Annotated in this window: 22 protein-coding genes, 1 tRNA gene and 3 pseudogenes; 14 read left to right on the top strand and 12 right to left on the bottom strand. The window is 55.6% G+C overall.

Annotation, left to right across the window (positions count from 1 at the left end; genetic code table 11):
- Positions 1 to 2: 2 nt before the first annotated feature.
- Positions 3 to 548 (bottom strand): dTDP-4-dehydrorhamnose 3,5-epimerase, encoded by a 546-nt coding sequence (gene rfbC / locus ACIF4X_RS02590; protein WP_277760182.1) that lies wholly within the window; start codon positions 546 to 548, stop codon positions 3 to 5.
- Positions 549 to 714: 166 nt separating this feature from the next.
- On the opposite strand from rfbC, the gene ACIF4X_RS02585 reads away from it, so the two are divergent.
- The 4 genes from ACIF4X_RS02585 (at position 715) to ACIF4X_RS02570 (ending at position 6,369) form a co-directional block, all read left to right on the top strand.
- Positions 715 to 3,627 (top strand): aminotransferase, encoded by a 2,913-nt coding sequence (locus tag ACIF4X_RS02585; RefSeq protein ID WP_397480798.1) that lies wholly within the window; start codon positions 715 to 717, stop codon positions 3,625 to 3,627.
- Between the two features lie 293 nt (positions 3,628 to 3,920).
- The gene (gene aguB, locus ACIF4X_RS02580) at positions 3,921 to 4,799 is read left to right on the top strand and encodes an N-carbamoylputrescine amidase (protein ID WP_034151905.1); all 879 of its coding nucleotides are present in this window, start codon (positions 3,921 to 3,923) and stop codon (positions 4,797 to 4,799) included.
- Between the two features lie 5 nt (positions 4,800 to 4,804).
- The gene (gene aguA, locus ACIF4X_RS02575) at positions 4,805 to 5,911 is read left to right on the top strand and encodes an agmatine deiminase (protein ID WP_397480797.1); all 1,107 of its coding nucleotides are present in this window, start codon (positions 4,805 to 4,807) and stop codon (positions 5,909 to 5,911) included.
- A gap of 245 nt (positions 5,912 to 6,156) precedes the next feature.
- Positions 6,157 to 6,369 (top strand): hypothetical protein, encoded by a 213-nt coding sequence (locus ACIF4X_RS02570; protein ID WP_397480796.1) that lies wholly within the window; start codon positions 6,157 to 6,159, stop codon positions 6,367 to 6,369.
- A gap of 187 nt (positions 6,370 to 6,556) precedes the next feature.
- Here ACIF4X_RS02570 and ACIF4X_RS02565 read toward each other — a convergent pair whose 3' ends face one another.
- On the bottom strand, positions 6,557 to 8,650 hold the full coding sequence (locus ACIF4X_RS02565) for a TonB-dependent receptor (protein ID WP_397480795.1): 2,094 nt from the start codon (positions 8,648 to 8,650) through the stop codon (positions 6,557 to 6,559).
- A gap of 255 nt (positions 8,651 to 8,905) precedes the next feature.
- Here ACIF4X_RS02565 and ACIF4X_RS02560 point away from each other — a divergent pair, with 255 nt between their 5' ends.
- The 6 genes from ACIF4X_RS02560 to ACIF4X_RS02535 all read left to right on the top strand — a co-directional run bounded on the left by ACIF4X_RS02560 (position 8,906) and on the right by ACIF4X_RS02535 (position 13,621).
- Positions 8,906 to 9,574 (top strand): DsbA family protein, encoded by a 669-nt coding sequence (locus ACIF4X_RS02560; protein ID WP_397480794.1) that lies wholly within the window; start codon positions 8,906 to 8,908, stop codon positions 9,572 to 9,574.
- A 297-nt stretch (positions 9,575 to 9,871) separates the two neighbouring features.
- A complete protein-coding gene (locus ACIF4X_RS02555) occupies positions 9,872 to 11,176 on the top strand; it encodes an OprD family porin (RefSeq protein ID WP_397480793.1) in 1,305 nt (434 codons plus the stop codon).
- Positions 11,177 to 11,408: 232 nt separating this feature from the next.
- Positions 11,409 to 12,155, top strand: coding sequence for a 2OG-Fe dioxygenase family protein (locus ACIF4X_RS02550; RefSeq protein WP_397480792.1), 747 nt, complete (start codon positions 11,409 to 11,411; stop codon positions 12,153 to 12,155).
- A 79-nt stretch (positions 12,156 to 12,234) separates the two neighbouring features.
- Positions 12,235 to 12,612 (top strand): N-acetyltransferase, encoded by a 378-nt coding sequence (locus tag ACIF4X_RS02545; protein WP_007909123.1) that lies wholly within the window; start codon positions 12,235 to 12,237, stop codon positions 12,610 to 12,612.
- Positions 12,609 to 13,325: an AzlC family ABC transporter permease gene (locus tag ACIF4X_RS02540; RefSeq protein ID WP_397480791.1), complete on the top strand. Its 717-nt coding sequence runs from the start codon at positions 12,609 to 12,611 to the stop codon at positions 13,323 to 13,325. Before ACIF4X_RS02545 ends, ACIF4X_RS02540 begins: the two co-directional genes overlap by 4 nt.
- Positions 13,304 to 13,621 (top strand): AzlD domain-containing protein, encoded by a 318-nt coding sequence (locus ACIF4X_RS02535; protein ID WP_007909127.1) that lies wholly within the window; start codon positions 13,304 to 13,306, stop codon positions 13,619 to 13,621. Before ACIF4X_RS02540 ends, ACIF4X_RS02535 begins: the two co-directional genes overlap by 22 nt.
- Here ACIF4X_RS02535 and ACIF4X_RS02530 read toward each other — a convergent pair.
- Complete coding sequence (locus ACIF4X_RS02530; protein ID WP_397480790.1) at positions 13,538 to 14,464, bottom strand: LysR family transcriptional regulator; 927 nt, start codon at positions 14,462 to 14,464, stop codon at positions 13,538 to 13,540. The genes ACIF4X_RS02535 and ACIF4X_RS02530 overlap by 84 nt on opposite strands.
- A gap of 333 nt (positions 14,465 to 14,797) precedes the next feature.
- Here ACIF4X_RS02530 and ACIF4X_RS02525 point away from each other — a divergent pair, with 333 nt between their 5' ends.
- Positions 14,798 to 15,205 carry an antitoxin Xre-like helix-turn-helix domain-containing protein gene (locus ACIF4X_RS02525; protein WP_397480789.1) on the top strand — a complete coding sequence of 136 codons (408 nt, stop codon included), beginning with the start codon at positions 14,798 to 14,800 and terminating at the stop codon, positions 15,203 to 15,205.
- Between the two features lie 11 nt (positions 15,206 to 15,216).
- Positions 15,217 to 15,882, top strand: a complete 666-nt coding sequence (locus ACIF4X_RS02520) for an RES family NAD+ phosphorylase (RefSeq protein WP_397480928.1) — start codon at positions 15,217 to 15,219, stop codon at positions 15,880 to 15,882.
- A gap of 43 nt (positions 15,883 to 15,925) precedes the next feature.
- On the opposite strand, the gene ACIF4X_RS02515 is transcribed toward ACIF4X_RS02520, so the two are convergent.
- Entirely contained in the window at positions 15,926 to 16,207 is a 282-nt protein-coding gene (locus tag ACIF4X_RS02515; RefSeq protein WP_397480788.1) for a DUF3077 domain-containing protein, read from the bottom strand.
- 464 nt (positions 16,208 to 16,671) lie between these two features.
- Here ACIF4X_RS02515 and ACIF4X_RS02510 point away from each other — a divergent pair.
- Positions 16,672 to 16,815 (top strand): annotated as a pseudogene (locus tag ACIF4X_RS02510) (transcriptional regulator); the annotation flags it as partial.
- A gap of 451 nt (positions 16,816 to 17,266) precedes the next feature.
- Here the strand turns inward: ACIF4X_RS02510 and ACIF4X_RS02505 are convergent.
- Together ACIF4X_RS02505 and ACIF4X_RS02500 are read right to left on the bottom strand one after the other, a co-directional pair.
- Positions 17,267 to 18,421, bottom strand: coding sequence for a PIN domain-containing protein (locus tag ACIF4X_RS02505; protein WP_397480787.1), 1,155 nt, complete (start codon positions 18,419 to 18,421; stop codon positions 17,267 to 17,269).
- Positions 18,422 to 18,483: 62 nt separating this feature from the next.
- Positions 18,484 to 18,690 (bottom strand): annotated as a pseudogene (locus ACIF4X_RS02500) (integrase); the annotation flags it as partial.
- Between the two features lies 1 nt (position 18,691).
- On the opposite strand from ACIF4X_RS02500, the pseudogene ACIF4X_RS02495 reads away from it, so the two are divergent.
- Positions 18,692 to 19,444: pseudogene (locus tag ACIF4X_RS02495) on the top strand (hypothetical protein); the annotation flags it as partial.
- Between the two features lie 2 nt (positions 19,445 to 19,446).
- On the opposite strand, the gene ACIF4X_RS02490 reads toward ACIF4X_RS02495, so the two are convergent.
- The 6 genes from ACIF4X_RS02490 to ACIF4X_RS02465 all read right to left on the bottom strand — a co-directional run bounded on the left by ACIF4X_RS02490 (position 19,447) and on the right by ACIF4X_RS02465 (position 23,458).
- Positions 19,447 to 20,385, bottom strand: a complete 939-nt coding sequence (locus ACIF4X_RS02490; RefSeq protein ID WP_397480786.1) for an ImmA/IrrE family metallo-endopeptidase — start codon at positions 20,383 to 20,385, stop codon at positions 19,447 to 19,449.
- Positions 20,385 to 20,696 carry a hypothetical protein gene (locus ACIF4X_RS02485; RefSeq protein ID WP_397480785.1) on the bottom strand — a complete coding sequence of 104 codons (312 nt, stop codon included), beginning with the start codon at positions 20,694 to 20,696 and terminating at the stop codon, positions 20,385 to 20,387. Before ACIF4X_RS02485 ends, ACIF4X_RS02490 begins: the two co-directional genes overlap by 1 nt.
- A gap of 9 nt (positions 20,697 to 20,705) precedes the next feature.
- Positions 20,706 to 20,942, bottom strand: coding sequence for a colicin E3/pyocin S6 family cytotoxin (locus tag ACIF4X_RS02480; RefSeq protein WP_397480784.1), 237 nt, complete (start codon positions 20,940 to 20,942; stop codon positions 20,706 to 20,708).
- A 574-nt stretch (positions 20,943 to 21,516) separates the two neighbouring features.
- The gene (locus ACIF4X_RS02475) at positions 21,517 to 21,882 is read right to left on the bottom strand and encodes a hypothetical protein (RefSeq protein ID WP_397480783.1); all 366 of its coding nucleotides are present in this window, start codon (positions 21,880 to 21,882) and stop codon (positions 21,517 to 21,519) included.
- A 503-nt stretch (positions 21,883 to 22,385) separates the two neighbouring features.
- A complete protein-coding gene (locus ACIF4X_RS02470; protein ID WP_397480782.1) occupies positions 22,386 to 23,267 on the bottom strand; it encodes a hypothetical protein in 882 nt (293 codons plus the stop codon).
- A 115-nt stretch (positions 23,268 to 23,382) separates the two neighbouring features.
- Positions 23,383 to 23,458, bottom strand: a tRNA-Thr gene (locus ACIF4X_RS02465).
- Between the last annotated feature and the right edge of the window lie 5 nt (positions 23,459 to 23,463).

Here is a 23,463-nt window from a genome sequence, read left to right as displayed (position 1 = left end):
CCTCAGGCGAAGACGTCAGCGTCCTTGAGCAGCGCTGCGGCTTGATCCTTGGCGGACAGCTTCGGTGCTTCATCGAGCTGCCAGTCGATGCCCAGAGCGGGGTCATCCCAACGAATGCTGCGCTCGGACGATGGGTCGTAGTAGTTGGTGGTCTTGTAGAGGAATTCGGCGAACTCGCTCAGCACCACGAAACCATGGGCGAAACCTTCCGGCACCCACAGTTGACGATGGTTTTCCGCCGACAGACGCACCGCCACCGATTTGCCGAAGTGCGGCGAGCTGCGGCGAATGTCCACGGCCACGTCCAATACTTCGCCGACGGTTACGCGGACCAGTTTGCCCTGGGTGTTTTCGAGTTGGTAATGCAGACCACGCAACACGCCTTTTTGCGAGCGCGAGTGGTTGTCCTGGACGAATTGAGTGTCCAGACCGGTGGCGTCCTGGAACGCCTTGGCATTGAAGCTCTCGTAGAAAAAACCGCGCTCGTCACCAAACACCTTCGGTTCGATGATCAGAACACCGGGCAGGTCGGTGGTGATTACATTCATGGGGACTTCCATAGGCTGGTGTGAATGGTCGTCATTCTTGCGCAAAGTGCCCAAGGGTGCGAGTGCCAGAAGAGAAATAGCCCCGATACCTTTACGCGGTTGGGGGTTGCGGATCCTGCCAAGCAATGGCGATATAGGCGCCTAATAAAATTTCAGGGGTCGTTTCATGCCGCTCGCCACGTTGATTCATCGCGCCAGTTTGCCCAGCCCGCAGGTTTCTGCAGAGCGGGCCCGGCAATGGCTGGCGGAACATTACGGGCTCAGCGGCACGTTGCAGGCGCTCGGCAGCCAGCAGGATCTGAATTTTCGCGTCGACAGTCCGCGCGGGCGCTTTGTGTTGAAGATCTGTCGTGGCGATTACGCCCTCGTGGAACTGCAGGCTCAGCACGCCGGCCTCAAGTTTCTGGCAGAGCACTCGGCCGTGAAGGTGCCACGGGTAATAGCGGCCAATAGCGGTGAAGATCTGTTGTCGCTGCCAGTCGGTGGCGAAGCGGTGCATGTGCGTCTGCTCGATTACATCGAGGGTCAGCCGCTGACCCATCTCGGTCACCTGAGCCATGACGTGGTGGCCAAGTTTGGCCGGCTCTGCGGTGAGATGGATCTGGCACTGGCCGGTTTCGACCATCCCGGCCTTGAGCGCACGCTGCAATGGGATGCGCGCCACGCCAGTGCGTTGATCAGCCATTTGCTGCCGGTCATCAAGGACGAGCAGCAACGTACATTGATCGCCGATGCCGCCGCTCAGGCCGAGCGCCGCTTGCAGCCGTTGCTGGCCAATCTGCCCGTGCAGGCGATTCACATGGACATCACCGATGACAATGCCGTTTGGGCGCGCGATGCCCAGCGTCACTGGCAGTTGCAGGGTGTGATCGACTTCGGCGATCTGGTGCGCACGTGGCGCATCACCGATCTGTCGGTAACGTGTGCGGCGTTGCTGCATCACGCTGGTGGTGATCCGTTTGTCATCTTGCCGGCGGTTCAGGCTTACCACGCGGTCAACCCACTGCAACACGAAGAGTTGCAAGCACTGTGGCCTTTGATCGTGGCGCGCGCGGCGGTGCTGGTGCTCAGTGGCGAGCAACAGGTCAGCATCGACCCGGCGAATACTTACAGTCGTGACAACCTTACCCATGAGTGGGAAATTTTCCGCGTGGCTACATCGGTGCCTCAGGCGCTGATGGAGGCGGCGATTCTGGCGGCGCTGGGACAGGCTTTGCCGGCCATTGAAAGTGAAGGTTTTGCGCCATTGTTGCCCGGTCTGGTCGGACACGAATTTGCGCTGATCGATCTTGGCGTGCTGAGTCCGCATTTCGACGCTGGCAATTGGGAGCAGGAGGGTATCGACCAGCGGCTGCTGACTGAAGCGGCTGTGGCGCATGGTTTGGCGGCAAGCCGTTATGGTCAGTACCGTTTGTCGCGCACTCGTCCCGACAGTGCCGTTGAACCGGACACCTTCCCGCTGCATGTGGAATTGCGTGTGCCCGATGGTACCGCCGTGGAGGCGCCGTTCGCTGGCGTCGTGCATCAGGCCGCAGACGGTGTGTTGCAACTGGATGGCCCGCAACTCAGCGTGCGGCTGTGGGGCGTGACACCTTCGCTGCACAGCGGCGCGGCGCTGGTCAAAGGACAGGTGCTGGGCGCGGTCAGCGGCCCGTTGCGGGTGCAGTTGTGTCGGGGCGCGCAACTCAATGCGCCGTTGTTTTGCACCCCGGCGCATGCCGCGGCGTGGCAGGCGCTGTGCCCTTCGCCGGCCGCTTTGTTGGGGCTGGCCTGCGATGCGGAGCCGGAGCTGGACGCGAAAACCCTGCTCGAACGCCGCGATGGCAGTTTCGCCCGCACGCAAAAACACTACTACGTCGACCCGCCGCGCATCGAACGTGGCTGGCGCAATCATCTGATCGATATGCAGGGCCGCTCCTATCTGGACATGCTCAACAACGTTGCGGTGCTCGGTCACGGTCACCCGCGCATGGCGGCGGTCGCTGCGCGCCAGTGGTCACTGCTCAACACCAACTCGCGGTTCAACTATGCGGCGGTCGCCGAGTTTTCCGAACGCTTGCTGAAACTGGCGCCGGAGGGCATGGATCGGGTGTTTCTGGTCAACAGCGGCAGTGAGGCCAACGACCTGGCGATTCGTCTGGCGTGGGCCTACAGCGGCGGCCGCGACATGATCAGTGTGCTTGAGGCCTATCACGGCTGGACGGTCGGCGCCGATGCGGTATCAACGTCAATTGCCGATAACCCGAGAGCCCTGGAAAGTCGCCCGGACTGGGTGCATCCGGTGCCTGCTCCAAACACTTATCGCGGGGAATTCCGTGGCCTCGATTCGGCGCCGGATTACGTGCGCAGCGTTGAACATCACCTGGAAAAACTTGCCGAGCAGAAGCGCCAACTGGCTGGATTCATCTGCGAACCGGTGTACGGCAATGCCGGCGGTATCTCGCTGCCGTCGGGGTATCTAAAGCAGGTGTATGCGCTGGTCCGTGCGCAGGGCGGGGTGTGCATCGCCGATGAAGTGCAGGTTGGTTACGGGCGCATGGGCCGTTTCTTCTGGGGCTTTGAAGAACAGGGCGTGGTGCCGGACATCATCTGCATGGCCAAGGGCATGGGCAACGGTCAGCCACTGGGGGCGGTCATCACTCGCCGGGAAATTGCCGAAGCGCTGGAGGCTGAGGGTTATTTCTTTTCGTCAGCGGGTGGCAGTCCGGTCAGTTGCCAGATCGGCATGGCGGTGCTCGATGTCATGGAAGAAGAAAAACTCTGGGAGAACGCGCAGGTGGTCGGTGGCCACTTCAAGGCACGGCTCGAAGCGTTGATCGATAAACATCCGCTGGTGGGCGCGGTGCATGGTTCCGGGTTCTATCTAGGGCTTGAGTTGATCCGCAATCGCGAGACGCTGGAGCCGGCGACCGAGGAAACAGCGTTGCTGTGCGATCGCTTGCGTGAGCTGGGGATTTTCATGCAGCCGACCGGTGATGATCTGAACATTCTCAAGATCAAACCGCCGATGGTGACGCCACGCCAGAGTGTCGACTTCTTCGTCGACATGTTGGATCGGGTGCTCACCGAGGGCGTCTGACACTCACCCCATGTAGGAGCTGCCGAAGGCTGCGATCTTTTGATCTTGTTTTTCAAGAGCAAAATCAAGAGATCGCAGCCTTCGGCAGCTCCTACATGGGTACGGTTGTAATTCGATTTGTATCGGCTTTATGTGCGCTAAATTAGACGAAATGCATTTTAGTAGCTTCTAAAGCCGATATTTATCGGCTATAAAGTCGCCATTGCTCCGGCATGGTGATCTCATGTCCGGTGCACGCGTTTTTCTTTTCGGTCGAATTGTCGACCGTCAAAGCACTTGCCCGGAGATGATTCATGAGCCGTATCGTTACCGTCGCCGCCACTCAGATGGCCTGTTCGTGGGATCTGGAAGCCAACCTCGAAATCGCTGAAAGGCTGGTGCGCGAAGCCGCCGCCAAAGGCGCGCAAATCATCCTGATCCAGGAGCTGTTCGAGGCGCCGTACTTCTGCCAGAAGCCGAACCCGGACTACCTGCAGCTCGCGACGACCGTGGAAGAAAACGTCGCCATCAAGCATTTCCAGAAAATCGCCAAAGAGCTGCAAGTGGTGCTGCCAATCAGCTTCTACGAACTGGCCGGCCGCGCACGCTTCAACAGCATCGCGATCATTGATGCCGACGGCAGCAACCTCGGGATTTATCGTAAAAGCCACATCCCGGATGGCCCGGGCTACCACGAGAAGTATTACTTCAACCCGGGCGACACCGGATTCAAAGTGTGGAACACCCGTTACGCGAAAATCGGCGTGGGCATCTGCTGGGATCAGTGGTTCCCGGAAGCCGCACGCAGCATGGCGTTGCAAGGCGCGGAAATCCTCTTTTATCCAACCGCAATCGGCAGTGAGCCGCACGACAAGACCATTTCGTCGCGCGACCACTGGCAGCGTGTGCAGCAGGGTCACGCCGGTGCCAACCTGATGCCGCTGATCGCCAGCAACCGCATCGGCAACGAAGAACAGGACGGCTACGACATTACGTTCTACGGCTCTTCGTTCATCGCCAACCAGTTCGGCGAAAAAGTGCAGGAGCTGAATAAAACCGAAGAAGGTATTCTTGTGCACACTTTCAACCTCGACGAGCTCGAACACATTCGCAGCGCGTGGGGTTCATTCCGTGACCGCCGTCCGAACCTGTACGGCGCGTTGAAAACCCTCGACGGTTCCCTGGAGTCCTGATCCCGATGACCACCTTGAAAAGTACCCCGCGCGCCGACGGCTTTCACATGCCGGCCGAGTGGGCGCCGCAAACGCAGACCTGGATGATCTGGCCCGAGCGCCCGGACAACTGGCGTCTGGGCGGCAAACCGGCGCAAGCCGCACACGCGGCTGTGGCCAAAGCCATTGCGCGTTTTGAACCGGTGACCGTGGCTGTGTCCGCCGGCCAGTACGAAAATGCCCGCGCGCGTCTCGACGTGCCGAATATCCGTGTGGTCGAGATGTCCAGCGATGACGCCTGGGTGCGCGACAGCGGCCCGACCTTCGTAATCAACAACAGCGGCGAAGTGCGCGGTGTGAACTGGGACTTCAACGCCTGGGGCGGCTTCGACGGCGGTCTGTACTCGCCGTGGAATCGTGATTCGCAGGTCGGCGGCAAGATCCTCGAGATCGAGCGCAGCCAGCGTTATCGCACTGAAGGTTTCGTGCTCGAAGGCGGTTCGATCCACGTCGACGGCGAAGGCACGTTGATCACCACCGAAGAGTGCCTGCTCAACCGCAATCGCAACCCGCACCTGAGCCGCGAAGAAATTGAAGCGGTGCTCAGCGCCAATTTGGCTGTGGATAAAATCATCTGGCTGCCGGACGGTTTGTTCAACGACGAAACCGATGGTCATGTGGATAACTTCTGCTGCTACGTGCGCCCGGGCGAAGTACTACTGGCGTGGACCGATGATCCGCAGGATCCGAACTACCCGCGCTGCCAGGCGGCAATGGAAGTTCTGCAAAGCAGCACCGACGCCAAGGGTCGCCCGTTCACGGTGCACAAAATGCCGATTCCGGGGCCGCTGTACGCGACCGAAGAAGAGTGTGCCGGTGTTGATCCGGTGGACGGCACGCAGGAGCGCAATCCGTCTGTGCGCCTGGCGGGCTCCTACGTGAACTTCCTGATCGTCAATGGCGGCATCATCGCGCCGAGCTTCGACGATCCGATGGATGCACCGGCCAAGGAAATCCTGCAGAAGCTGTTCCCGCAGCACGAAGTGGTGCTGGTGCCGGGCCGTGAACTGTTACTGGGTGGCGGCAATATCCACTGCCTTACCCAGCAGCAACCCGCGCCGCACAAACAGTGAGTTGAGTTGTAACAGCTTGAGTTGATTAACAAATCGGCCGGGCAATGATTAGCTCGCTATGCATCAGCTGAAGCCCGCAGTCCGACAGGATGGCGGGCTTCTTTGTATCCGCTTGTCGACAAATGCGAAACCTTGGCATAGCTCTTGTATTCATCACCCGTGCACTAGGGAGGGGGAGAACTTCAACAGTTCTGTCATAAACCTTGGATAACGTAGCCGCTCACGAACGGGGAGAGAGCGCTGAAATGAACGCCGAAGTGAACGTAGTCAGCGAGCGGACGTTGCATCCCATGGCCGTTGACGGCGAATCGCTCCAGATTGTCGCGCACTGGTTGAAGTCCAATGGAACGCGTCAGATCAGGCAACCTGATCCGCGCCGGATGATGATCGAGCGTTACCCCGCTGGCCTGTTCAGCGAGGCCGAACTGGATGCGTTGTGGGCTGTGATGGAAGGATAAGAAGAACAACAGGGATTGGTGAAAGCGCTGCCGGGATGGCGGCGCTTTTTTATGCACGACTATTCTGTACACACCCATTCAATGTGGGAGCGAGCCTGCTCGCGAATGCGCTGGATCAGGTTACGACGATGTCGACTGACCCGACGCTTTCGCGAGCAGGCTCGCTCCCACAGGGATTGGTGTGCAATCAGAAACTGTAGGTGCCGGTCATCACGACGCTGCGTGGTGCACCTGGCTGGATCTGATACTGGCTGGTGGCCGACGCGTAATACTCACGGTCGGTGATGTTGTTCAGCGCCCCGCGCAAATCCCAATCCTTGAAGCGGTAACCGACCAGGGCATCCCAACGGCCATAACCTGGCAACACCGTCGTGTTGGCGTTATCGGCGTAGCGCTGACCCACCAGGGTCAGACCGGTTTCACCGTACCAGCCCATTTCCGGTTTCCAGGTCAGGAACAGGCTGCCGTTGTGCTTGGCGACGTTGTTGATGCGTTTGCCTTCCAGGCCGTTGTTGTCCTTCTCGATCTTCGCGTCCTGCATACCGATGCCGCCGCGCATGTACCAGTTGCCGACAATGTTGCCAGTGGCGGTCAACTCGATCCCGCGCGAGCGTTGCAGACCGGACATCACGGTCAAGGTCGGGTCGTTTGGATCGGTGGTACGGCGGTTGTAGAGTTCCAGGTCATACACCGCCAGCGTGGTGCTCAAGCGATCGTCGAACCAGTCGCTCTTCACGCCGATTTCTTTCTGCTTGGTCAGCTCGGGACTGAGGTCGTTGGTGTTGCCGGCCGCACCCGGGGTGATGCCGATCAAGCCACCACCCACGGGCGAAAACGTCTTCGACCACGAAGCGTAGAACGAGTGATTCTGCAACGGAGTCCAGACAAGACCCACGCGCGGGCTGGTGCTGTGGCTGTCGCGGTCTTCGGAGATGTTACGCAGCTTGTTGGTCGACTCGATATCGAAGGTGTCGTAACGCAGACCGGCAAGCAGTTGCCATTGGTCGTTCAGGCGCAGTTGATCCTGCACGTACACCGCACGGCTTTCGACTTCGGTGTGGCTGCTGCTCGAGACCTGCATGCTGCCGGTGTGGCGCAGATCGCGGTTCGGGTTGTACAGGTCGAGCGACGGCACAGGCTGCGCGCCGGGCGTTCTGCCGGTGGCGGCGTTGTACAGCGTTGGATCGCGGCGCTGGCTGCCGATCTCGATCCCGGTCAACAGGCGATGCTCAAGGCCGAACGTATCGAAACCACCTTCCAGTTCAACGTTGTTGTAAACGTTGCGTGTCGTCAGATCCTGCTGCCAGTGCTGGCGTGTGACCTTGTTGGTCGCCGGCGTGTAACCGGTGAGGTAAGTGTTGTCGAAGTCGCTGTCGAGCTTGAACACGCCGAGGGTCTGGCGCAGTTGCCAGTTGTCGTTGATTTCGTAAGTGAGTTTCGAGCGTAGCGATTGCGACTTGTCGTCGATGAAGTCGTGATCGTTGCCGTAGGTCGTGTCCCGACCGACATCCGCCGGACGCCCGTTGACGCCGGGGATGCCGCGATCCGGCGTGCGGTTATAGCGGCTGTATTCGTACTGCACCAACCAGTTCAGATCCGGCGTCAATTGCCAGCTCATAGACGGCGCGAACAGTTGGCGATTGCCGCTGACACCGTCGCGGAAGCTGTTTTCATCCATGTTGCCCATGTTCAGGCGCAGGCTGATGTTTTCGCTCGGGTCGGTGCTGAGGTCGGCGTAAAGGCTGCGCAAATCTTCGCTGCCAGCCTGGGCTTCGATGGTCGAGCGGCGGCCGAACTCCGGCATTTTGCTCACGCGGTTGACGATCCCGCCCTGACTGCCGCGACCATACAGCACGGCGGCCGGGCCTTTGAGCACTTCGACGCGTTCGATGTTGTGCAGGTCGCGCTTGTACTGGCTGTCGTCGCGGATGCCGTCCAGATAGAAGTCGTTGCTGGCATCGAAGCCGCGGATGCGCAGGCTGTCGAAGCGAGTGTCGGCGCTGCTGCTGACGTTGGGCATGCCGCTCAAGGCGTCAGCAATATCATTGGTGCCGTAGTTGGCGACGTTGGCGGTCTTGATCGAATCAATCGCCTGCGGCACATAACGCACCGGTGTTGAAGTGCGCGTCGCGGTGCTGCTGAGCTTCACCCGAGGGTCGTCGGCTTGCGCTTCGGCGCTGATCGCGGTGGCGGGTAACTCGGTCGCCGAATAGGCAAAACCACTGGACAGAAAAGCAGAAAGCCCAAGAGTGACGGGCGTAAGACGGAACGGGGCAGGCATTGAACAGCGCATCCGAAAGGGTGGAAGAATTCGATCGCGCGAATGGTAATGCTTTGCATTTACTTCCGTTAATTATTCCTTATAAGTTCCCTTGTCTGATTGTTTCAATTTGTGTCTGGTTCGACGCAATCTGACCGACCAGACAATTCGACCGATTCGCGAAACAGACTGAAAGCCATTCCGGCGTTTTTCCGCATGTGTGCGGGGACTAATCTGCCGCCATCGATTTTCCTGATTTTCTGCCGGAGCTTTCCCATGATTCTTCATTACATTTACGACCCGTTGTGTGGCTGGTGTTATGGCGCCAAGCCGCTGGTTGAAGCCGCGCAACAGGTGCTGCCGGTGATCGCCCATGCTGGGGGCATGATGAGTGGCGCCAACCGCCAGCGTGTTTCCCCACAACTGCGCGATTACGTCATGCCTCATGATCGACGTATCGCCGAATACACCGGGCAGCCTTTCGGTGAGGCGTATTTCGAAGGGTTGTTGCGCGATCACTCGGCCGTCTTCGATTCAACGCCACCCATTGCTGCCGTCATGGCGGCGCAGGCTATCGATGCTCGCGGCCTGCAGATGCTCGGGCGTTTGCAGACCGCGCATTATTTGGAAGGGCGGCGCATCGCCGACGAATCGGTGCTCATGGAACTGGCCATTGAGGCGGGTTACGCCGAAGAGGACTTCCATGTCGCATTTAAAGCGGTTGATCCAGAACCGCATATAAAAGCCACGCGCGGATTTCTGGCTCAGCTTGGGGGACAGGGTTTTCCAACCCTCGCACTCGAGCAGGACGGGCAATTCACCTTGGTCGACATCAGTCCCTGGCTGGGCAAGCCACAAGCCTTTGCGCAATGGCTTGAGCAGGTGAGCGGCATCGAAAAAACCGGCGAATCTCCTACGTTATGTGACCTCGACGGCTGTCACTGACACGCGCTGGATTCACTGGCTGCTGTCAATTCCAAGCAAGGACTCAGCGCAAAATTTACGTTTCTTAGACGATTTTTACCTATTTAAAGACGATTCTTGAAATTGACACATTGTTGAGGGCGCGGCTACGATTCGGCCCAACGCCTGTGGCCAACCGCCATGACTCAAAATAAGGAGCAGGCCCGCCATGACATTGTCGTGGGCGGGCCTTTTTGTTTCGGGGTGAATAAAAGAGTGCAATAGCGCCGTTTCCGCCGTTCGACACAGCGCGTTTCAACCCGTAATAAGGAAAACAAAATGTTGAACAAGCGAATCAGTCTGATCGCACTGGGGATGTTGAGCGCCACTCAGGCCATGGCTAACGACCAGGCCGAGTCCAAGGGTTTTGTTGAAGACAGCAGCCTCAAAGTGCTGTTGCGCAATGCCTACATCAATCGTGATTACAAAAACGGTAACAAAGACAAGGCCGAGTGGGGCCAAGCGGCCATCGGTACGTTCTCGTCCGGCTTCACCCAAGGCACCGTGGGTGTCGGTGTTGACGCTTTCGGTCTGTACGCACTGCGTCTGGACGGCGGCAAGGGCCGCAGCGGCGCCGGTGGTATCGACTTCTTCAAGCAAGAAAATGACGGTCGCGCGAACCATGACATAGCGAAGGGCGGTGCTGCGGTGAAGTTCCGCTTCTCCAACACCGTGTTGACCTACGGCGACCAGATGCCGGCCCTGCCGGTGCTGAGCTACGACAATGTGCGTCTGCTGCCGGAAAGCTACACCGGTACCCTGATCACTTCCAAAGAGATCAAAGGCCTGGAACTGAACGCCGGTCGTTTCACTGCCGAATCGCGCAAGAGCGACGAAGGCCGTGACAGCGGTGGTCTGAAGTCGATCAACGTGTTGGGCGGTAGCTACCAGTTCACCGAGAACTTCAAAGGTGCGTTGTACGCTTCCGACGTCGAAGACGTATTGAAGAAACAATACGTGAACGCCAACTACGTGTTGCCGTTCAACAAGGATCAGTCGCTGACCCTGGACTTCAACGGTTATCGCACCAAGCTGGACAGCTCGTACGTGCGCGAAAACACCGTTCCGGGCGAGAGCATCGTGACCGGTCGCGACAATAAGATCTGGAGCCTGGCTGCAACCTTCGCTACCGGCCCGCACTCGTTCACCGTGGCGCACCAGCGTTCCACCGGCGACAGCAACCTCGGTTACGCCTACGGCGGTTACCAGAAAGATCAAGGTCGTGTTGGTGACGGCGGTAACTCCATCTACCTGGCCAACTCCTACTGGTCCGACTTCAACGCTGAAGACGAGCGCAGCTGGCAATTGGGCTACGGCCTCGACTTCGGCGCATTCGGCGTACCGGGCCTGAGCTACAACTTCGCTTATGTGCGTGGCGACAACATCACCACGTCCACCAGCGAAGGCGGCACCGAGCGCGAAATCTTCAACCAGTTCAAGTACGTCGTGCAGTCTGGCCCGGCCAAAGACCTGAGCGTGAAATTGCGCAGCTCGATCCTGCGTGTTTCGCAGAAATCCAGCGAGTACAACGTCAGCGGTAACGAACTGCGTGTATTCGTGGACTACCCGATCAACATCTTCTGATGCCTGATCAAGTGTAAGAAACATGAGAAAAACCCCGACTGGTTCGGGGTTTTTTTTCGACGGTTTTTCGATGAAAACCGGAAAAAACCCGTGGTTTTGTCATGTAAAAGTTGTTTTTAAGTGGCTGCAAACGCCGTTTCAAACAGGGCTTTAAATGCCTGAAATTCTTTCTCATGGACGCAAATTCTCCACCTAATAGATTAGGCCGCTCAACGCAGCGGAGAATTTGGTAATGATCGTTTTGAACAGAGAAGTGGGCGAATCGCTACGGCGCGACAAATATGTCAACGTCCAGGGTGGTGACTTCAATCTCTACGGTCATTTTGCCGACTTCGTCAGACTGACCAAAAGTTGGGAAAACATGGAGCCTGACAGTTACTACGGTCAGGCCGAAGCCGGCATGCGTTACCGTCGTTACAGCGACTTCGAGTACAACCCCAAGACTCGCGAGTTGAAGCAACTCGAGCATCGCGCCTACGTGCAGTCGAAAGAAAACAACGCCTATGTCGGTGGTCTGGTGCGGCACTTCCAGGATTTCTCCGATGAAGTGATAACTTCGCCGGTGATGCGCAGCCTGATCGACACCGATTTCGAAGTGTACAAAAGCGTGCTGCCGGAAGAGCTGCACGATGAAATCTGGCAGTGCCAGATCCATCAGATCCGCATCGAGATCAAACCCGGCAAACAACTGGAAATTACCCCTGAAGGGATTCACTGCGACGGCTACCCATTCAGCGGTGTGCACTTCTGGGGCCGCAATAACGTCGAGGGTGCGGAGAGTCGTCTGTACGACGTCCACGAGCATCAACTGGCGTCGACCACCTACGAGGAAATACTCGACACCACCTACTTCCTCGACCGCGACATGCGCCACTACGTGACGCCTGCGCGCAACACGCACACCCATGCCATGGCGTACCGGCAGATTCTGGCGATTTCCTTCTCGCGGCCCGGGACCGCTTTCGACATTGTTCGCTAATCAGATCACCCCAATCGACGGCGTCGAGTGCTCGACGCCGGTGGTGCTGCGCCGCGCCACGGCCAAGGACGCGCAGCGCATGGAGCGCTTCTTCCGTCAGTTCGACGAAGTGTCCTTCTGCGAATGGCAGGACGCCAAGTGCCTGCGCGGCGTGCTGATCCAGAAAACCACCACGGCCTATCTCGCCTTCGACATCGCCGGCGAAATCGTCGGCGCGGTGCTTGGCGGCATGCTCGGCAGTCGCGGCACCATCAATCATCTGGCCGTCAGCCCGCGCTATCGCAGCCAGGGTGTCGGTCAACGTCTGGTTGAAGCAGCGTCTTCCGACATGAAGCGTGTCGGTGTGTTGCGGATGTTTCTGTTCGTCGACGATGCTAACCTCGCGGGCAAGCGTTTTTGGACTGCCCAGGGTTTTTGCGAACCCCACGGCGAACGGACATTTGAGAGGGATCTATGAATGAAACGTCCGGCAGTGCGCCGCTGATGGCTGCTCATCAGCCATCGCGCACGTTTGCCGAAGCCAGCCCGGTTGTCGCCGGCTACTTCACGGTGTCATTCGTGTTCGGGCTGATGGCTGTCAACGCCGGCCTGCCGATGTGGCTGCCGGTGGCGATGTGTCTGTTCGTGTATGCCGGCGCTTCACAATTCGCCGCGCTGGCGCTGATCTCCAGCGGTGCATCGCTGACCACCATTGTACTGACCACGTTCCTGATCAACGCGCGGCACATGTTGATGTCGGTGTACATGGCCAAGGCCCTGCGCGCACTCGGTTTGAGTCGCATGGAGCGCTGGGCCTATGCCGGTGGCCTGACGGATGAATCCTTCGCGTTCCACAGCGTCAAACTCGGCACGGGTGCGCCGGTCAATGTGCGTTATCTGATCGGCTTCAATCTGTTCTGCCACACCTCGTGGGTGCTCGGCGGTTTGCTCGGCGCGGTCTGCGCGCAATATGCCGCGCACCTGATCAAATATCAGCTCGACTACGCCCTGACCGCGATGATGCTCTACGTGCTGGTGTCGCTGTGCAACACGCGCAACAAACTCATTGCCGCTGCGGCCGCTGTGCTGTGCATGGGCGCGTTGAGTCTGGTCGGCAGTTCGCCGTTCAATGTGTTTATCGCCACGTTTGTGGGCTGCGGAGTGGGTGTATGCCTGACCAAACGTTTCTGATTCTGGTGGTCGCGCTGATGATGGCCGTGACTTTCCTGCCGCGCGCCTTGCCCCTGCAAGTCAACACCGAGCACTGGCCGCCGTTTATTGCGCGGGCGCTGGAATACTTGCCGGTGGCGATCGTCGCTGCGATCAGCCTGACACCCTTGTTGATCAAGGATCAGCACATACAGCTCGATCGCCCGGAATTCTATGCCGCAATTCCGACGTTGTTATGTGCGTATTTCAGCAAAAACCTCTTTCTCAGTGTGGCGGTTGGGACGGCTGCGTACATTGCGCTCGGCTCGTTCATGTAGCGGTAGATCGACGACATCACTCAACGCCTGGCTCGACAACTCCGGATTGTTCACCGCCAGGCGCACTTCGAGGAAATCCTCGAAACCTGGGAAAATCGTCAGGCCGTTCTTTTGCGCGGCCTCACGCGAAACCATGCCGACCGCGTCCATCTGCGTGATCAGCGACAGCGTCAACGTTTCACTGCACGAATAGACCATGCGCTGGCCGTTCTCGTGATTGCCCAGCCCAGCGTCGAGAAAACGCAGAAAGCTGTGGGAATACGGACAATCTTCTGCAGGACGCACCTGAAACTTGTTGCCCAGCAACGTCAGCGGATCGTTTTCCTGACCGCAATGCGCGCCGACTACTTGTACCTGCACATCCGGCAAGACAATGCTCGGCAATCCCGGCCGCTGTGGGCCGATCAGCACCGCAAGGTCAAAGTCCTCATTTTTCAGCTTGCTGAGGTTTTCCATCGACTCGGCATAGCTGAATTCCATCTGATAATCGGGAAACACCTCGATCAGGCGTCCAATCATTCGCCGGTTGAAGTCAGTTGATAAGGTATTGTTCAACGCAACCTTCAACGTCCGCTGCCCCGGCACTTTCAGCGCCTCGACCTTTTCTTCCATCTGTCGCGTGGCAATCAGCACTTTGTCCATATAAGGCGTGAGCTCGGTGCCTTGCGGCGTCAGCGTCAGCCCTTTGTTGGAACGTCGAAACAAGCGGAAACCGAACTGCTCTTCGACCTTGTTCAACTGCGCGGCCAACGCCTGCACAGTCAGGCACGAATGCTCGGCTGCGGCCGACAAAGAGCCGGTCTGCACGATGCGCATGAGGTTGCGTAAGGTTCTGCTATCCATGGGTAATGCCCTCTAAAGTGGGCTGGGTATTGTTGTTTACGAGACTGCCGGTCAGGCGCCATATGCTGGCTATATTCCTGTACCTGAGCATAGTTGTCGCGGGTTTAGTAGCGAATCGATGTCTCCGCCGATGGCTGGAGGCTGACACAGGATCGGGGTTTTTGGTGACGTGGGGGTGATGGGGGTCAAAAAAAGTGTGTGGTTTTGGTGCGTGAGATGGATTTTTGTCGCCGATATCTAGCGGAATTATTATTCGCTTATGTATTAAAAATTAATTTGCGTCCGTATCTGTACTACGCTCATATTCAGGTACCTAATCAAGGAGGCGGCCACATGCCCACCTCATCGCAGGCCATAAGCCCTCGTGAACAACTCGACGCCCCCGAAGCCGGCCGCGTTGCGCTGAAGTTCTTCTTCAACCTTATGGAGCGTTGGGGCTGCAGCGCAGAGCAGCAACGCACATTACTCGGCGGCGTTGGTAACACCACGTTCTACAAATACAAACATCTGCCGAACATACGTCTGCCTAACGACACCCTTGAGCGCATCTCCTACCTGATGGGTATTCACAAGGCGTTGAGCATCATCTTCAGCAACAGCCGCGAGCGCGCTTACACGTGGGTCAGCAGCCCTAACACGGCGGCGCCGTTCAATGGGCAAACGGCGCTGGATTACATGCTGGCCGGGCGCGTGGTCGATATCGCCGATGTACGCCGCTACCTCGATGGGGTGCGCGGTTGAAGGCGCCCGATTTGGTTGATGTGCCGTGGCCGCGAGCCTACCGGATCGTCAACAGCAGCTTCCCGCCGATTGCGCTGTTCGAAGACGTGCTCGATCCCGAAGACCTGGAAGTTGCCTACGCGATTGAAGCGCTGACCAATGATCGGCTGATTGAACAAGCTGGGGTTCTCGCCCGAGTGCGTCCCGAAGATCGACTTTCCGGTCCCGGTTCGACTCCGGTGATGGCTGCGTTTACCCACATCGGCAAACGCAGTCGTTTCTGCGATGGCACCTTCGGCGTTTACTACGCTGCGAGCAGCCAGGCTGCGGCCATCGCTGAGACTTGTTATCACCAGGAGCGATTTCTTGCGGCGACCCAGGAAGCGGATCTTGAGTTGACCATGCGCACTTACGTCAATCGGGTGGTTAAACCGTTGCACGACATTCGTCACGATCACCCCGAACTGCACAATCCGGATCCTGAGGCTTATGGGCCGTCACAGGTTTTCGCCCGACAACTGCGCGAAACCGAGTCGTGGGGATTGCTCTACAACAGCGTCCGCTTGCCGGGCCACGAATGCATCGCTGCGTTTCGGCCGCCGGCGGTATCGATTCCGAAGCAGGGCAAGCATTTGCGGTATGTGTGGAGTGCGAGTCAGCAGAAGATTTCGTTTGTGTTTGAAATCAGTCAGGTCTGAAACGCAAAAAGCCCTCGTATCAGCGAGGGCCTTACACCGGTGTTTACATCAACGGCTTGTCCGGCGGCGCATCCATCACTTTCACGACATCATCGATCAGCGCCTTGCTTAACTCCTGCAGATACTGCGAGGCATAAGCATGAAGGTCAGTCTCGCGCGAGACTGTGGAGTCAGCGGTCAGTAGCTTGGAGATGTGAAGCAAGTGAGAGGCGTGCGAGAGAGCGGCTATTACTGGAACACCACGATTGGTGCGAAACATCGCTTGATTGGCTTGGAAGGAAAAGTGCGTGAGGCCTGGGGTTTTCAAATCGAGGTAGTTGGTCATTTCGCTTCACCTGCCGTTCGAGATGGACGGGCGTGAAGTGACCGGTGTGCTGACGGATCAATGGCTTTCATTTGTGAACTCCCTGTATCAAATGAGAGCTGCTATTTCGTTCTCAGGCGAAAAGGTGGCAGCTATGCGCAGGCTGAGAAACCGGAGATACAGGAACCCGGCAGACCCGAAGGTCTCCCACGCACAGCCGCCATTGCACAGTAAGGCAGACACAAAAAATGCGCCGGCAAACGTGAGTTGGGGCGCTAGTGCGCCTGTATCTTACCCGGGTTATCAGGCCCGGTCGCTGAATTGGCAGCGACGGGTTTGACGGTAGCTTGGGGAGTAGCAGGCGAGCAATTGTGGCCAGTAGTGGCTTTGCTTGGCTTCTCGTTACAGCAGATTTCTCAAGATTTCGCGGCATGTGTTTTGTCGGTTACGACTTGTCCTTAAGCAACAAAACGAGGAGATCAGCGATGGTCGTTGAATTGGAGCAATTCCAGCAGGACTTACTGGAGTCTGTACGTCAGATGAAGGCCGGTGAGGCCGCTCGCGTAACGCAGATGCTGCCCTCTGCGGCGGAGAAACAAAGCGTCGAGGCTTCAAGCACTCTTGGACTGGGAAACCGCGTTGCCATTGACTCCGCCGGTTCAGTGAGCTGAGAAACGCTGCTCATGCAATTACACTTTTTATGGGCACGCCATAATTATTGCCAGTTCATAATTTGGCATAAAAGCGCAAATTTGAGCGTTTTGGGTAAAAGCCGTGCTTTGTGGGAGAAGGGCGTCTGGCGATTTGATCGACATGTGCGGAGGAGGTGCGCTATTTCTACTGAAGCTGAAACGCGGCTAAGGATATAAACGCCCAGAAACAACAAAGCCCCTGCATTTCTGCAGGGGCTTTGTTTTGTATGGTGCCGGCACCAGGAGTCGAACCCGGGACCTACTGATTACAAGGAAGGTGCTTTAAGCATTTAAATCAATGAGTTACGGTGGTTCCTGTTACGTCGAGCACCCTGCCGCATGGCTGGTTTTATTAGGGTGTGGGAAGGTTAATTACGTGCAGTAGGAGCTATTCATCCCAAGGGAAAGCCTTCACTTCTCCGACATCAACAGTATAAATACCGGGGGCGATATCGATTTCCACCTCCCAATCCTGAGGAGCTGATGCGGCGTTCACATCCGTGCAGGTGAGGAATGCTGTGATGTCGACGTCAATTACTCTGTCTACGCTGTCGTTACTGAGTCTAGCTTCGTCTCGATCGTAAACATCCCATCCAAAGGTTATGACGTCTATCGTCACATCCACTTTGATTGATGCTGTCACCTCGATTAACCACTTCGTCGGATCCTCCTCATCCATCCACACATCGGTTCGTTCGACAATGATTTCGTGATCAGCTAAGTGAGTATCAGTAACCTCACCATCAATACTTGAACCCACGTCAGTTGTAAGCAATCCTACAAACCAAGTTGCGTCGTCGATGTGGTTTTTTAGTTCATCACTGAGCTGCATACGCAATCGCGATTGGCGATCATTGATTGAGTCCAGAATTGCCGCTTTAATTTTTGTAGACACATCGCTCGTCGCGATGAATAGCTTAGTTAGTTCATCCAATGATCTTGCGCAATACAGATACTCAGAACTGGCTGCAAAGTTGTGCCAGCCACCGTCGTTTGATACTACTATTCCCAACGTTTCGTTTTCTTCTGCGAAAGACTCTAGTACCAGTAGTGCAGCAGCGTCGGGGAACTCTGCTTTTTTCGAAGCGTTGGGCTCGAATGGAGGTATGGCATTAAAGTATCTGCGAAATACTTCGGTCAGAATACCGTCACCTTCAGTCTCTAAAATCCCACCCCCACACCTATCAGCGTAGTCTTCCACCCGCTTGCGAAAAAAAATCCGCGATGCTTCTTCTGGATCGAGTCCAACAAACAGATCGTCGATTTGATTCATCGGCAGATCAGCTCTACGTTTTAGATTCGCTGAAGCGCTTTTGAATTCTTGTACAGACTTTGACACAGCCTTCATCTGGTGTGCGATGACTTCAGTGGCAACAATGTCTGTTAGCTGTAACCCCATGCTGGATGGGAGTTGCTTGTGAAGTTGATGGAGCGCGCCAGTTTCAAAGTGATATCCGGCCGCTTGAATGACGTCAGTGTCAATCGAAAAAAAACTGATGTCGCCATCCCATACTGATTCTGGGGTAGGCATTCCCTTTGGCATGACGCCTTCTCCTGATTTCTATTCGATTTTAAAGGTATCGCCTCGAGTGCCATCATGCATGCTTAATCTGCAGAGGGTGCAACGATCGGTAGGCTCAAGTCGTAGACATCCATCATTTTCGCGTCACGATGGCCACTAGCTTCCTGTTTGTCTGCCCTAGTGCCGGTCGTATCAGTGATGCCGCGCCGTTTAAGGTCGTGCAGGGCGAAACGGTCCTCCGGATTGATGTTTCCGTCTGCAATCGCCAATGTGATAAAGCGTTGCCAGGCGCCGATGGGCGGGCAAGAAGCGGGCATGTTTGGCTTTCCGGAGGAGGGCACCACCGTCGTGATCAGCTTCGCTTACGGCCTGCCACACAAGCCGTTCATCACGCAGATCCTGCCGCACGGTCTGAGCCTGCCCCGGGTGCCGAAGGGTGATCAGGTGTGGCAACACAGCGAAGCCTGTCAGCAGCGCGTCGACGCCGACGGCAACTGGCTGCGCCAAACCGATGGGAAGATCCAGGACAAGGCGATCGAGCGTGAAGTCGAAGCCTTGGATAACACCGAGACTTTCCAGAACCACACCAGGGCGGTGGACGACTATTCGACCGAGACAGTGGGTGGCATCAAGAAAATCGAAGCACTGGGTGCGCTCAAGCTGCTGTCGGGTGGCTCCGCGAGTCTGGCGGTGGTGGATGATTTGCACCAGGCGACTGGGCGCGATTTGAACCTGGTGGTCGGGCAAAAGTACAACGCCACGGTAGGCGGGGATATGCAGGAACGAATCCAAGGTTTGCGCGAAAGCCTAGTAACTGTCAGCCAACGGCTATTGGCTCCTAAGACCTGGCTAGGATTAGAACAAACGAATGTGCTGAAAATTTTATTCGACCTGATTGAGTTAGTGCAGTATATGAATACTCAACTGGCGGGGCATGTACACGGCGCCACACCCATGCCAAATAATTCAGCTGCCTTCGCCGCCCAAGCAGCACAAGCATCGCTGCTAGCGGTTGAACTTAAACCTATTGTATTGGAAGACTAAAATCATCGCGCTTTCTGGCTACGCAATTTCAATTCTTTGACTCTCTTGATGACATACTGTTCGAAGAGTGCATGTTCTTTGAGGCCGGGTAATCCATCCCTTAATCTGAAGGATCTAATCACTCCTCCGCAGATGTCATTCTCTGCAAGATGCTTTGATTTATCAAAAGCTGCTGACATAATTGAGTTAATGCTGCCGAGTTTGGATTGCAGATTCGTATCTTCGAGCATTTGCTTTAGAAGCTCTCGCCAAGTTCGAGGGTCAAGCTCCAAAATTTCTTTACCCTTGAATGTCCATGCGCAGAATTTCATTCCATCTATAAAGAATTCTTCAAACTCGTGATCTATATCTTTATAGATTTCGCTAGGAAGAGTGCTTTTGTCATCGTGCGGGGCGAATCTGGTTCTTTTTATCTGTGATATCGTCCCAAAAACCTCTTCGAGACGAGCACATGCAATAGGTGCATCTAAGTCCTTGAAAATCTTATAGAAAGCCGCTTCTTTTGAAGCTCCGGTATCCAATAGCACTTTTCTGAAGAATTTTTCTACTGAGCCTGATTGGGCATGCAGTTGCTTTAGCCACACTGTAGGCATTAGAAGTTCGGCTGCAAATCTATTGGCTTGTTGCTCCATAAGCCAATATTCATCATCATCGGAACCGGGCTCTAGGTGTGATACAACAGTGCCTGTGTGCCATGGAATAACTATATGGCCAACTTCGTGAGCAAGCGTAAATCGCTGCCGAGTTTCTGGGCAATCGCTATTGATATATATCGTTGGCCGAACTTGTTCGCCGATGCCGACCGTTATTCCATCGGCTTTGAAAGGAAAACTCCTGTATCGCAACTCACCATAGCTATTCGCTAGCTCTATGAGGTCGTAAGGAGGGGTGAGCCCTTTTCGTTTAAGTACCCTTGCCGCCATTTTCTCCTCTGGGTACATCAACCAGCTTCCTCTTGCTGTAACCACTCCATGACACGTTTAGCTTCTAAAGGGGACGCGGCGCGGGCAGCTAACGAGAACCGGTCACGGCTTAACTCGTCTTCAAAACTAACTCCATTTTTTCTTGCAGACAAAATGTATGAAAGCATCGACGGATTGGTTGCCCAAACAGAATACTCTTCCCAAGTCATACCGAGGAATTCATAAAGTTCCTGATCCTCTCCGGCTTTGCCTTCGTGCCAGTCTTGAACGAAATCATCAATCTCGTCGGTCAGCACGTCGCCGTTTAGGCAAAGTTTAATAAAGCTCATAATGATCCCCTAGTTTGGGTTAAACCGCCGTCCTCTGACGGGGGGTTTCAGGGTTATCCCCGTTTTGGGGCATACCGAGCCCAAGTGATAGCCGCGTTTATCAAATACTTCAAACTCACCATGAAGAGAGTCCCATGAATAATAGCGCTGCTCATTGGGGTCAAAATAATACTGCCTTCCACCCTCGACCTTGTGTTTCTTGTAACTGTCGACAATAGACGGTCTGGGTCGTGCGATACCGCCCATCGGTGCTCCTTCGCCATCCCTTACGATGTTCCAATCTAAAAGACCAGGAACCGTTCAGCAGAATGCTATCTCATATAGCACTCATTGTCTTGATTCGCCCGGGGACGAGGCGATCTTCAGATGCAAGGTAGATTTTCAAAAGCCGCATGATATTTGTTCTTCGAGATGTCAAAGGGCCTGAAGAAGAAAAAATGTTCGAAAAAAGCACTTATCCCCCTCCCGCCGACGGGCTTTGCGTCCGTTTTTTATGCAAACGCGGCTTTAGTGCAAACGATCGTGCAGCCCAAGCGGGCTGTGGGGCTCTGCGAGGAAGCGGCCGTTTCACCTATTGCAAAGTTTTGAGGGGTAATGCAGCGCGGCTGCACAGAGATGCACGGGGTGGTCGCGGAGGGGATATCGTTGGAATGCCCGATTTCATTGGGCGAAAACTTTGAAAACGTGGATTTCAGGCTGTTTTCCAAAACGCGCACGATCTTTTTCGGGTGGCAATTGCCTGCATGCGAGGGAGGTTTGAATTCCCGAGTGAACCATATGCGGCGAGGGCTGCAGGAGAACTAGAGCGTTTAAGAGGGTTTCACGCCTCCTCAGCGTCAGCCATTCGAAGGTGAGGCAGGTCGCTCATGTTCTGAAGGCGCGTGAATTCCTTGTTTACGATCGGGATCAGCACGCGGTTCAAAGCATCTCTCAACCTCAGAGCCTGGTCTTCGCTCAGCTTCTTTACGGTTCCGGTCTGTCCGCTGGCACAGCACACATTGTCGGGATGAATGCCTAGGTCATCCATGGTGCCGTCGATGTAGCCGCGCAGATATTCGGCGCGTTGGAACAGGATCGAGCTTTCTGGGGCTTCCTGGTAATCCCAATGAACCTCCCAAGCCGCGCCTTTCTTGATGATTTCGATGATGGGTACTGCTGCTTGGGATGCTTTTTTACGCATGTTCATTCTTCTCGATCAGGGCGCGCCTGGGCATCTTAAAGGATGGCTCCGAGATGCCTCATCAAAGTTATTTAGGTTGACCCTCAAAACCCTGTCAGATCATGGATATCTGTCAGCCAATCGTCTGAGGCCCCGTATTCACTGGGCTTCAGCTCTGACACTGAGGGTGGATGTTTGTGTCAGTTTTGCCATGTGAAATACAAAACCCTTATAAATCAATGGGTTGAGAGTCGAGAATCTGACATAGCTGTTCTGTCAGGTTTTGACAGGTTAGTGACACAGTTCTGACACTGATCAAAAGCGCTGAGAGGCTTGAATTACAGGGATTAGAAGGTAGTTAGAATAATAATCTGACAAAACTGACAGGCTTTTGAGGGGGCAGCCCTTATTTTTTTTTGCCTCGCCTCAGGGAGGGCTCGTACTTACGCTTACTCATCACAACGGCTCTAAAACCTCGGCCTATCAAACCGCGCTGCTGCCACTAATCAAAACTCACCTACGAGCCTAAATCATCGTTCATCAGGTGCTCGGCTTGAGCTTGCCGACTTTGGACTACCTGCTATGAGGATTCTGCGAGCTTGGCGATTCCAACGCCGGAGCAAGAACAGGCAGGCGGCTATCGCCGTTGCGGTTGAAATAACGGCGATTGCAATAAAGATTCCCCATTGATTCCGCAAGATTATTCCGCTTAGCTCGCTGCTGATCAGTTGGACTGCCCCTACATACGAAACTAGACCTATGAATAGGGATACAACTTTGGGTACTCCAAACGCTGGTCGATCGAAATGTACGAACGAAAACAGTACGGTAATGCACAACAGCCCCCACCCGGCCACGCCGTTTATGACTGACATCAGGTGTCGAATGTAGTTGGGTTTGGGGAGAGTCAGGTCTGTGTAGGAAATATTTTGAATTCCCGCTATACGCCCCCGAGTGCTGTAATCGGGCTTCTCACCTGAGGTGATAACACTAAGGGAAATAGTGTCCTTGGGATTAGAAAGGTGCGGTGCAATCTGTATCGCATTCCCAGATAGGGATATCTCTGCGGGGATGTCGTTCGGAGTGGTGTCTGTGATTCTCGCTGTGACGAGCTTCGCGCCATCACCGATGAGGATTTCAATAGGCTTGTCGAAATCGGAGCTCAACACAGTCTTTGATCCTGTATTGACGAGCTCTAGAGACGATGAGTAAGGTTTTTCCAGCTTTTTCCCGTCTAAAACAACCTGCAAGTCCAAGATTTTCGACGATGGTTCAAGTGAGGTACTTGAGCTCAGTCGAAGCTCCATATTCTTAGAGGACAGATCGGACTGCCAAACCAATGGTACGACAATACCCAGAATCGCCACGGTGAGGGTGAGAATAAACTTCCAGTCGAAAACTCGCCCTTTCATAGAGTTACCTGTTTTCAATCCCTAGCGCGTCGGCTCGACAAGACTCTTGTTACGTGCGGTGTTACGTATAGCGCAAAAAACAAAGGCCTGCATCGCTGCAAGCCTTTGATTTATATGGTGCCGGCACCAGGAGTCGAACCCGGGACCTACTGATTACAAGTCAGTTGCTCTACCAACTGAGCTATACCGGCGTTGT

The sequence above is a fragment of the Pseudomonas sp. NPDC085632 genome (genome assembly GCF_044541255.1).
Lineage (GTDB): Bacteria > Pseudomonadota > Gammaproteobacteria > Pseudomonadales > Pseudomonadaceae > Aquipseudomonas.
This window is presented reverse-complemented; position numbering and strand designations above follow the sequence as displayed.

What these genes read in the sequence shown, in the direction of transcription:
- aguA (WP_397480797.1), top strand. Translation starts at nt 4,805, where the DNA reads ATGACCACCTTGAAAAGTACCCCGCGCGCCGACGGCTTTCACATGCCG.
- ACIF4X_RS02570 (WP_397480796.1), top strand. Translation starts at nt 6,157, where the DNA reads ATGAACGCCGAAGTGAACGTAGTCAGCGAGCGGACGTTGCATCCCATG.
- ACIF4X_RS02560 (WP_397480794.1), top strand. Translation starts at nt 8,906, where the DNA reads ATGATTCTTCATTACATTTACGACCCGTTGTGTGGCTGGTGTTATGGC.
- ACIF4X_RS02470 (WP_397480782.1), bottom strand. Translation starts at nt 23,267, where the DNA reads ATGAAAGGGCGAGTTTTCGACTGGAAGTTTATTCTCACCCTCACCGTG.
- ACIF4X_RS02505 (WP_397480787.1), bottom strand. Translation starts at nt 18,421, where the DNA reads ATGCCAAAGGGAATGCCTACCCCAGAATCAGTATGGGATGGCGACATC.
- ACIF4X_RS02525 (WP_397480789.1), top strand. Translation starts at nt 14,798, where the DNA reads ATGCCCACCTCATCGCAGGCCATAAGCCCTCGTGAACAACTCGACGCC.
- ACIF4X_RS02535 (WP_007909127.1), top strand. Translation starts at nt 13,304, where the DNA reads ATGCCTGACCAAACGTTTCTGATTCTGGTGGTCGCGCTGATGATGGCC.
- ACIF4X_RS02480 (WP_397480784.1), bottom strand. Translation starts at nt 20,942, where the DNA reads ATGGGCGGTATCGCACGACCCAGACCGTCTATTGTCGACAGTTACAAG.
- ACIF4X_RS02485 (WP_397480785.1), bottom strand. Translation starts at nt 20,696, where the DNA reads ATGAGCTTTATTAAACTTTGCCTAAACGGCGACGTGCTGACCGACGAG.
- ACIF4X_RS02585 (WP_397480798.1), top strand. Translation starts at nt 715, where the DNA reads ATGCCGCTCGCCACGTTGATTCATCGCGCCAGTTTGCCCAGCCCGCAG.
- ACIF4X_RS02475 (WP_397480783.1), bottom strand. Translation starts at nt 21,882, where the DNA reads ATGAACATGCGTAAAAAAGCATCCCAAGCAGCAGTACCCATCATCGAA.
- ACIF4X_RS02530 (WP_397480790.1), bottom strand. Translation starts at nt 14,464, where the DNA reads ATGGATAGCAGAACCTTACGCAACCTCATGCGCATCGTGCAGACCGGC.
- ACIF4X_RS02565 (WP_397480795.1), bottom strand. Translation starts at nt 8,650, where the DNA reads ATGCCTGCCCCGTTCCGTCTTACGCCCGTCACTCTTGGGCTTTCTGCT.
- rfbC (WP_277760182.1), bottom strand. Translation starts at nt 548, where the DNA reads ATGAATGTAATCACCACCGACCTGCCCGGTGTTCTGATCATCGAACCG.
- ACIF4X_RS02515 (WP_397480788.1), bottom strand. Translation starts at nt 16,207, where the DNA reads ATGACCAACTACCTCGATTTGAAAACCCCAGGCCTCACGCACTTTTCC.
- ACIF4X_RS02545 (WP_007909123.1), top strand. Translation starts at nt 12,235, where the DNA reads ATGGAGCGCTTCTTCCGTCAGTTCGACGAAGTGTCCTTCTGCGAATGG.
- ACIF4X_RS02555 (WP_397480793.1), top strand. Translation starts at nt 9,872, where the DNA reads ATGTTGAACAAGCGAATCAGTCTGATCGCACTGGGGATGTTGAGCGCC.
- ACIF4X_RS02490 (WP_397480786.1), bottom strand. Translation starts at nt 20,385, where the DNA reads ATGTACCCAGAGGAGAAAATGGCGGCAAGGGTACTTAAACGAAAAGGG.
- ACIF4X_RS02540 (WP_397480791.1), top strand. Translation starts at nt 12,609, where the DNA reads ATGAATGAAACGTCCGGCAGTGCGCCGCTGATGGCTGCTCATCAGCCA.
- aguB (WP_034151905.1), top strand. Translation starts at nt 3,921, where the DNA reads ATGAGCCGTATCGTTACCGTCGCCGCCACTCAGATGGCCTGTTCGTGG.
- ACIF4X_RS02550 (WP_397480792.1), top strand. Translation starts at nt 11,409, where the DNA reads ATGATCGTTTTGAACAGAGAAGTGGGCGAATCGCTACGGCGCGACAAA.